6 protein-coding genes are annotated in these 6,280 nt (G+C 68.9%); 5 read left to right on the top strand and 1 reads right to left on the bottom strand.

The features are described 5' to 3' along the window. On the bottom strand, positions 1-202 hold a 202-nt coding region (locus D183_RS25895), incomplete at its 3' end, for an FAD-dependent monooxygenase (RefSeq protein WP_198527693.1). Between the two features lie 143 nt (positions 203-345). Between D183_RS25895 and D183_RS0123455 the strand changes: the two genes are divergently transcribed. From D183_RS0123455 to D183_RS0123475, 5 genes are all read left to right on the top strand, one after another. Then, complete coding sequence (locus tag D183_RS0123455) at positions 346-930, top strand: hypothetical protein (protein WP_017911141.1); 585 nt, start codon at positions 346-348, stop codon at positions 928-930. 5 nt (positions 931-935) lie between these two features. Further along, on the top strand, positions 936-1,490 hold the full coding sequence (locus D183_RS0123460; RefSeq protein ID WP_017911142.1) for a cob(I)yrinic acid a,c-diamide adenosyltransferase: 555 nt from the start codon (positions 936-938) through the stop codon (positions 1,488-1,490). 24 nt (positions 1,491-1,514) lie between these two features. Continuing rightward, entirely contained in the window at positions 1,515-2,420 is a 906-nt protein-coding gene (locus tag D183_RS0123465) for a histone deacetylase family protein (RefSeq protein WP_017911143.1), read from the top strand. Positions 2,421-2,583: 163 nt separating this feature from the next. Then, complete coding sequence (gene lptD / locus D183_RS0123470) at positions 2,584-4,935, top strand: LPS-assembly protein LptD (RefSeq protein WP_081613428.1); 2,352 nt, start codon at positions 2,584-2,586, stop codon at positions 4,933-4,935. Beyond that, the coding region (locus D183_RS0123475; protein WP_017911145.1) for a peptidylprolyl isomerase at positions 4,932-6,280 on the top strand (1,349 nt) is incomplete at its 3' end. The genes lptD and D183_RS0123475, both read left to right, overlap by 4 nt.

The raw sequence follows: 6,280 nt of genomic DNA on the forward strand, positions 1-6,280 counted from the left end.
GCTGCATCACCCCCAACGCGCCCAGCGCGTTGACCGTGGCGGCAGCGAAGCTGAGGTTGCGCTGGTCGAATACCGGCGGCAACGCGCCCGGCGGTGCGGCCTCGACCAGACCCACGTCCACCCCCAGCCGGTCCAGGGCGATGGCCAGGCTGGCGCCGACCAGGCCGCCGCCGACGATCACTACGTCATGTCGTTTGCTCATCCGGCCATGATACGACCCGCACCCGTCTGCCCGGTGAGCGCCACCGCCCAGCTTGCGTGCCGTGGCGGCAGCGGCGCACGGCGCTCGCGCGCGCCGCGCTTCCAGTAGAATCCGGGGTCTTACGTGCCCCGGTGCCCGCCGTCATGACGCCTTCCACCCACCGCCTCCCCGCCCTGCTGCTGTTGACCGCGCTGCTGGCCGCGACCCGCATCAACCACTTCGGGGCGATCCCGGACGCGTCGTGGGCGGTGTTCTTCGTCGGCGGCTTCTACCTGCGCAGCTGGACGCGCTGGGCGTTCCCGCTGCTGATGGCGCTGGCGGTGCTGGTCGACTACCTGGTCATCCGCAGCCAGGGCCTGGATTTCTGGCAGCACTACTGCGTGTCGCCGGCCTACTGGTGCCTGATCCCGGCCTATTTCGTGCTGTGGGCCGGCGGCGCCTGGCTGGCGCGGCGCTACCACGGTGCCGACTGGCGCGCCCTGGGCCTGGCCGCCGCCAGCCTGCTGGTGGCGGTGGCGCTGTGCCACCTGCTGGCGCAGGGCAGCTTCTACTGGGTCAGCCGCAGCGTGCCGAACCCGACCCTGGCCGGCTGGTGGCAGAACTACAGCGACTGGCTGCTGCCCTACCTGGGCAGCGCCAGCCTCTACGTGGCGCTGGCCGCGGCGATCCAGGTCGGCGTCGAGCAACTGGCGCGGCTGGGCCAGCGCGGCCAGCCGGTCGGTCACTGACCGGGATGGGCAACCGCCTCTCCAAGATCTACACCCGCACCGGCGACGACGGCAGCACCGGCCTGGGCGACGGCAACCGGGTCGGCAAGGACTCGGCGCGGGTCGCCGCCTACGGCACCGTGGACGAGGCCAACTCGGCGATCGGCGTGATCCTGGCCTGCCCGCTGGCCGAGGACGTGCGGCAGTTGCTGACCGCAATCCAGCACCAGTTGTTCGATCTCGGCGGCGAGCTGTGCATCCCCGGCCACGCGGCCATCCATGCCGCCGACATCGATGCGCTGGAACGGCACCTGGACCGCTACAACGACACCCTGCCGCCATTGCAGGACTTCATCCTGCCCGCCGGAGGCGAGGCGGCGGCGCGCTGCCACCTGGCCCGAACCATCGTGCGCCGCGCCGAGCGCGAGACGGTGGCGCTGTCGCGGCAGGACGCGGTGCGCCCGGAAGCGGTGCGCTACCTCAACCGCCTGTCCGACCTGCTGTTCGTGCTGGCGCGGGTGCTGGCGCGGGCCGACGGCCACGGCGAAGTGCTGTGGCGCCACGACCGGCGCCAGGCCTGAGCCACGCCCGGGCCGCGGCCGCGCATGCTGATCTATACCCATCCTGCCTGCCTGGGCCACGCGCCCGGACCGGAACACCCGGAACGGCCCCAGCGCCTGGAGGCGGTGACCACCGCACTGCGCGAGGCGTTTCCTGCGCTGGAATGGCGCGAGGCGCCGCTGGCCAAGCTCGGCGACCTGGCCCGGGTCCATGAGCGCGAACTGATCGATCGCGTTCTGGCCGATCTCGACGGCCCGCAAATGCTCGACGTGGACACGGTTCTCTCGCCCGGCTCGCGCGCGGCCGCACTGCGCGCCGCCGGCGCAGGCGTGGCCGCGGTGGACGCGGTCATGCACGGCGTCAGCGACACCGCCTTCTGCGCGGTGCGCCCGCCCGGCCACCACGCCACCGCCGACACCGCGATGGGCTTTTGCCTGTTCAACAACGTCGCCGTGGCCGCCGCCCACGCCCGCGACACGCACGGCCTGGAGCGGATCGCCATCGTCGATTTCGACGTGCACCACGGCAACGGCACCCAGGCGATCTTCGAGCGCGAGCCGAAGGTGCAGTACCTCAGCACCCACCAGTCCGGGCTGTTCCCGCACACCGGCGGGGTCCACGACCGCGGCGTCGGCAACCTGCACAACGCATTGCTGCCACCGGGCAGCGGCGGTTTCCGCTTCCGCAACACCTGGGCCGACCAGATGCTGCCGTTGCTGGACGCGTTCAAGCCACAGCTGCTGCTGATCTCGGCAGGCTTCGACGCGCACATGCGGGACCCACTGGCCGACCTGATGCTGGAGACCGAGGACTTCGGCTGGATCACCGCCGAACTGCGCGCAGTCGCGCAGCGGCACGCGCGCGGCCGGGTGGTGTCCCTGCTGGAAGGCGGCTACGACCTGCAGGCCCTGCGCGAGGGCAGCGTCGCCCACGTCGACGCGCTGCGCTGAGGGTCAGCGCCCGCGCGGCGGCGGCCGCGGCGCGGCACGCCCGGATCGAAACCCCGCTCCGCCAGGCCGATGAACCCCGTCCCCCGCCCCGGGGACGCCTTCATTGCCCCTATGCACGGGATGGGGCAAGCTAGCGACCGTTTTCGCCCGATACCTGACGCGCGTGCGCCGAACCCTTCGCCTGCTCCCTCTTCCGTTCAGTATCGCCCTGTGCCTGCCGGCATTGGCGGCTGAAAAGCCGCCGAACTGGGGCCTGTGCCCGACCCCGGACGTGCTGCCCAAGTTCGACGACGCGCAGCAGCCGGATCCCAAGCTGGCGCAGAACCGCGAGCAGCAGCCGACCAATATCGAAGGCGACCAGCTGTCGGGCACCACCACCATCCCCAACTACACCGGCAACGTCGCGCTCAAGCGCGGCGACCAGTTCATGGGCACGGACAGCCTGCGGGTGGACACCGAGACCGGCAATTACATTGCCGAGGGTCACGTGCGCTACCAGGACTCGTCGATCCGCATGATCGCCGACCGCGCCGAGGGCAATCAGGACACCGACACCCACAAGATCACCAACATCCGCTACCAGTTGCTGGCCCGCCGCGGTAACGGCAAGGCCGACTCGGTCGACCTGCAGGGCGCGCTGGGGCAGATGCACCGCTCCACCTACACCACCTGCGACCCCTCGCAGCGGGTGTGGGAGCTGCACGCGCCGGAAATCGACGTCGACAACGACGAAGGCTTCGGCACCGCGCGCAACGCGATCCTGAAGATCTACAACGTCCCGATCCTGTACGCGCCCTGGTTCAAGTTCCCGATCGACGATCGCCGCAGCAGCGGTTTCCTGTTCCCGGCGATCGGCATGTCCAGCCGCAACGGCTTCGACTACACCCAGCCGTACTACCTGAACCTCGCACCGAACTACGACGCCACCCTGTATCCGCGCTTCATGGCCCGCCGCGGCCTGATGCTGGGCAGCGAATTCCGCTATCTCTACGACGGTGGCAAGGGTGAGCTGCAGGCCGCCTACCTGCCGGACGACAAGTTGCGCGACAAGGATCGCGGCCGCTTCAGTTACCAGGGCTACCACAACATCAATTCGCAGTGGCAGGCGCGCGCCTCGCTGGCCTGGGTCAGCGACGAGCGCTACACCGAAGACTTCTCCAACCGCCTGCTCGGCAATGCGGTGTCCAACATCCAGAGCACGATCGGCGTCTACGGCACCGGCGAGACCTGGACCGCCGGCGTGATGGCCGACCGCTGGCAACTGACCGACTACACCCTGACCGAGGATGCGCTGCCGTACAACCGCCAGCCGCGCGCCTTCTTCAACTGGGACCAGTCGTTCGGCAACTATTTCGAAGCCGGGCTGTACAGCGAAGCGGTGCGCTTCGTGCACGACGATATCCATCAGAAAACCACCGACGGCACCTACGAACGCACCGGCGTGGTCACCCCGCGCCCCGGCGGCAGCCGCCTGGACCTGAAGCCCTACATCTCGATGCCGCTGGCCGGCGCCGCCTGGTTCCTCAAGCCGACCCTGGCCTGGCGTTATACCGCCTATCAGCTGGACAAGGATCTGGCGGCCACGCTCGGCGGCGACACCACGCCCTCGCGCAGCCTGCCGATCGCCACGGTCGATGCGGGCGTGTACTTCGACCGCGATACCAAGTGGGGCAACACCAACTATCTGCAGACCCTGGAACCGCGACTGTTCTACCTGTACACGCCGTACCGCGACCAGAACGACCTGCCGATCTTCGACACCCGCGAGTTCACCTTCAGCTGGGGCCAGTTGTTCCGCGATTCGCGTTACACCGGTGCCGACCGCCAGAACGACGCCAACCAGCTGACCATGGCCCTGAGCTCGCGCCTGCTGCGCCAGGACGATGGCAAGGAGAAGTTGTCGGTCAGCCTCGGCCAGATCCTGTATTTCAGCGATTCGCGGGTCAGCCTGCCCAACAGCGACACCACCATCGAGCAGGGCAAGTCGGCCTGGGTCGCCGATGCCAACTACATGATCAACGATCGCTGGAACCTGGGCGCCACCTACCAGTGGGATCCCAAGTACCGGCGCAAGGACCTGGCCAGCTTCCGCGCGCGCTACCTGATGCCCGGCGACGGCATCGTCAATATCGCCTACCGCTACCGCCGCGATCTGCTGGAACAGGCCGACGTGTCGTTCCTGTACCCGATCAATCCGACCTGGAGCGTCGTTGGCCGGCATTACTACTCGCTGATGGACAAGAAGCCGCTGGAAAGCATCCTCGGCGTGCAGTGGGACAGCTGCTGTCTGGCGGTGCGGGCGCTGGCGCGGCGCTACGTGCGCAACCGCACCGGCGCGCTGGATACCGCCTTCCAGATCGAGTTCGTGCTCAAGGGGCTGTCGTCCCTGGGCCAGGACACGGACCGCGTTCTGCGCCGTGCTATCCTCGGCTACAACCGCGACGACCTGTACTTGGTCCCGCCCAGCAACACCACGACCGATCCGGACGCTTACGATCCGAACCAGATTCCATGACCAAGACCCTTTCTGTTTTTCTCGCCGCCCTGGTGGCGATCGCCGGCGTGTCCGCTCCGGCCGCCGCGCAACAAACCCAACCGCTGGACCGCATCGCCGCGGTGGTCGACGAGGATGTCGTACTGCAGAGCGAACTGGATCGTGCCGTGCGCAACGTGAAGGCGCAGTATGCCGGCCGCGAGGCGCAGCTGCCGCCGGATAATGTGCTGCAGCGGCAGGTGCTGGAGCGTCTGGTTCTGGTCAAGCTGCAGGTCGCGCGCGCCAACAGCACCGGCATCCGCGTCGGCGACGACGAACTGAACCGCGCCATCGCCAGCATCGCCCAGCAGAACGGCACCGACGTGGACGGCCTGCGCAAGAAGCTGGCCGCCGACGGCATGTCCTACACCGACTTCCGCAACTCGGTGCGCGACGAAATCACCGTGCAGCGCCTGCGCCAGAGCTTTGCGCAGAGCCGCATCAACGTCAGCGAGGCCGAAGTCGACGCGGCGCTGGCGCAGCAAGCCACCACCGGCACCCAGTACCACCTGGCGCACATCCTGGTCGGCCTGCCGGAAGGCGCCACCGCCGAGCAGATCAAGACCGCTCAGGGCAAGATCGACGGGGTCAAGAACCTGATCGACAAGGGCGAGATCGATTTCAACGCCGCGGCGGTGCGCTATTCCGACAGCCCCAACGCGCTGGAAGGCGGCGACCTGGGCTGGCGCAGCCTGGACGAGATCCCCAACGCGTTCGCGCAGCTGATCCGCGACATGAAGCCGGGCCAGGTCGCCGGCCCGCTGCGCGGCCCCAGCGGCTTCCAGCTGCTGAAGCTGGTCGAAGTGCGCGACGCCTCGGCCAATCCGGAAAAGAAGACGGTCACCGAGTACCACGCCCGCCACATCCTGATCCGGGTCAACGATGCGCAGCCCGACGCGGTCGCCAAGGCCAAGATCGAGACGCTGCGCGCCCGCATCGCCGGCGGCGCCGACTTCCAGGCCGTGGCCAAGGAAGCCTCGGAAGACACCAACAGCCGCAGCCAGGGCGGCGATCTGGGCTGGTTCCCGGCCGACGCGTTCGGCCCGGACTTCGGCCAGCACGTCGCCAGCCTCCAGGACGGCCAGATTTCGCAGCCGTTCCGCACCGAGGCCGGCTGGCACATCGTGCAGCGCGTCGGCGAGCGCCAGACCGACGTGACCAGCGATACCCAGCGCGCCCAGGTCCGCGAGACCATCGGCCGCCGCAAGCTGGAAGAGGAATACAACCGCTTCCTGCAGGAAATGCGCGGCGAAGCCTACGTCGACCTGCGCGTGGGCAACACCGACGCCGCCACTGCGCCGGCGGCCACGCCCGCGCCGGCGCCCGC

This window comes from Xanthomonas sp. SHU 199 (assembly GCF_000364665.1).
Lineage (GTDB): Bacteria > Pseudomonadota > Gammaproteobacteria > Xanthomonadales > Xanthomonadaceae > Xanthomonas_A > Xanthomonas_A sontii.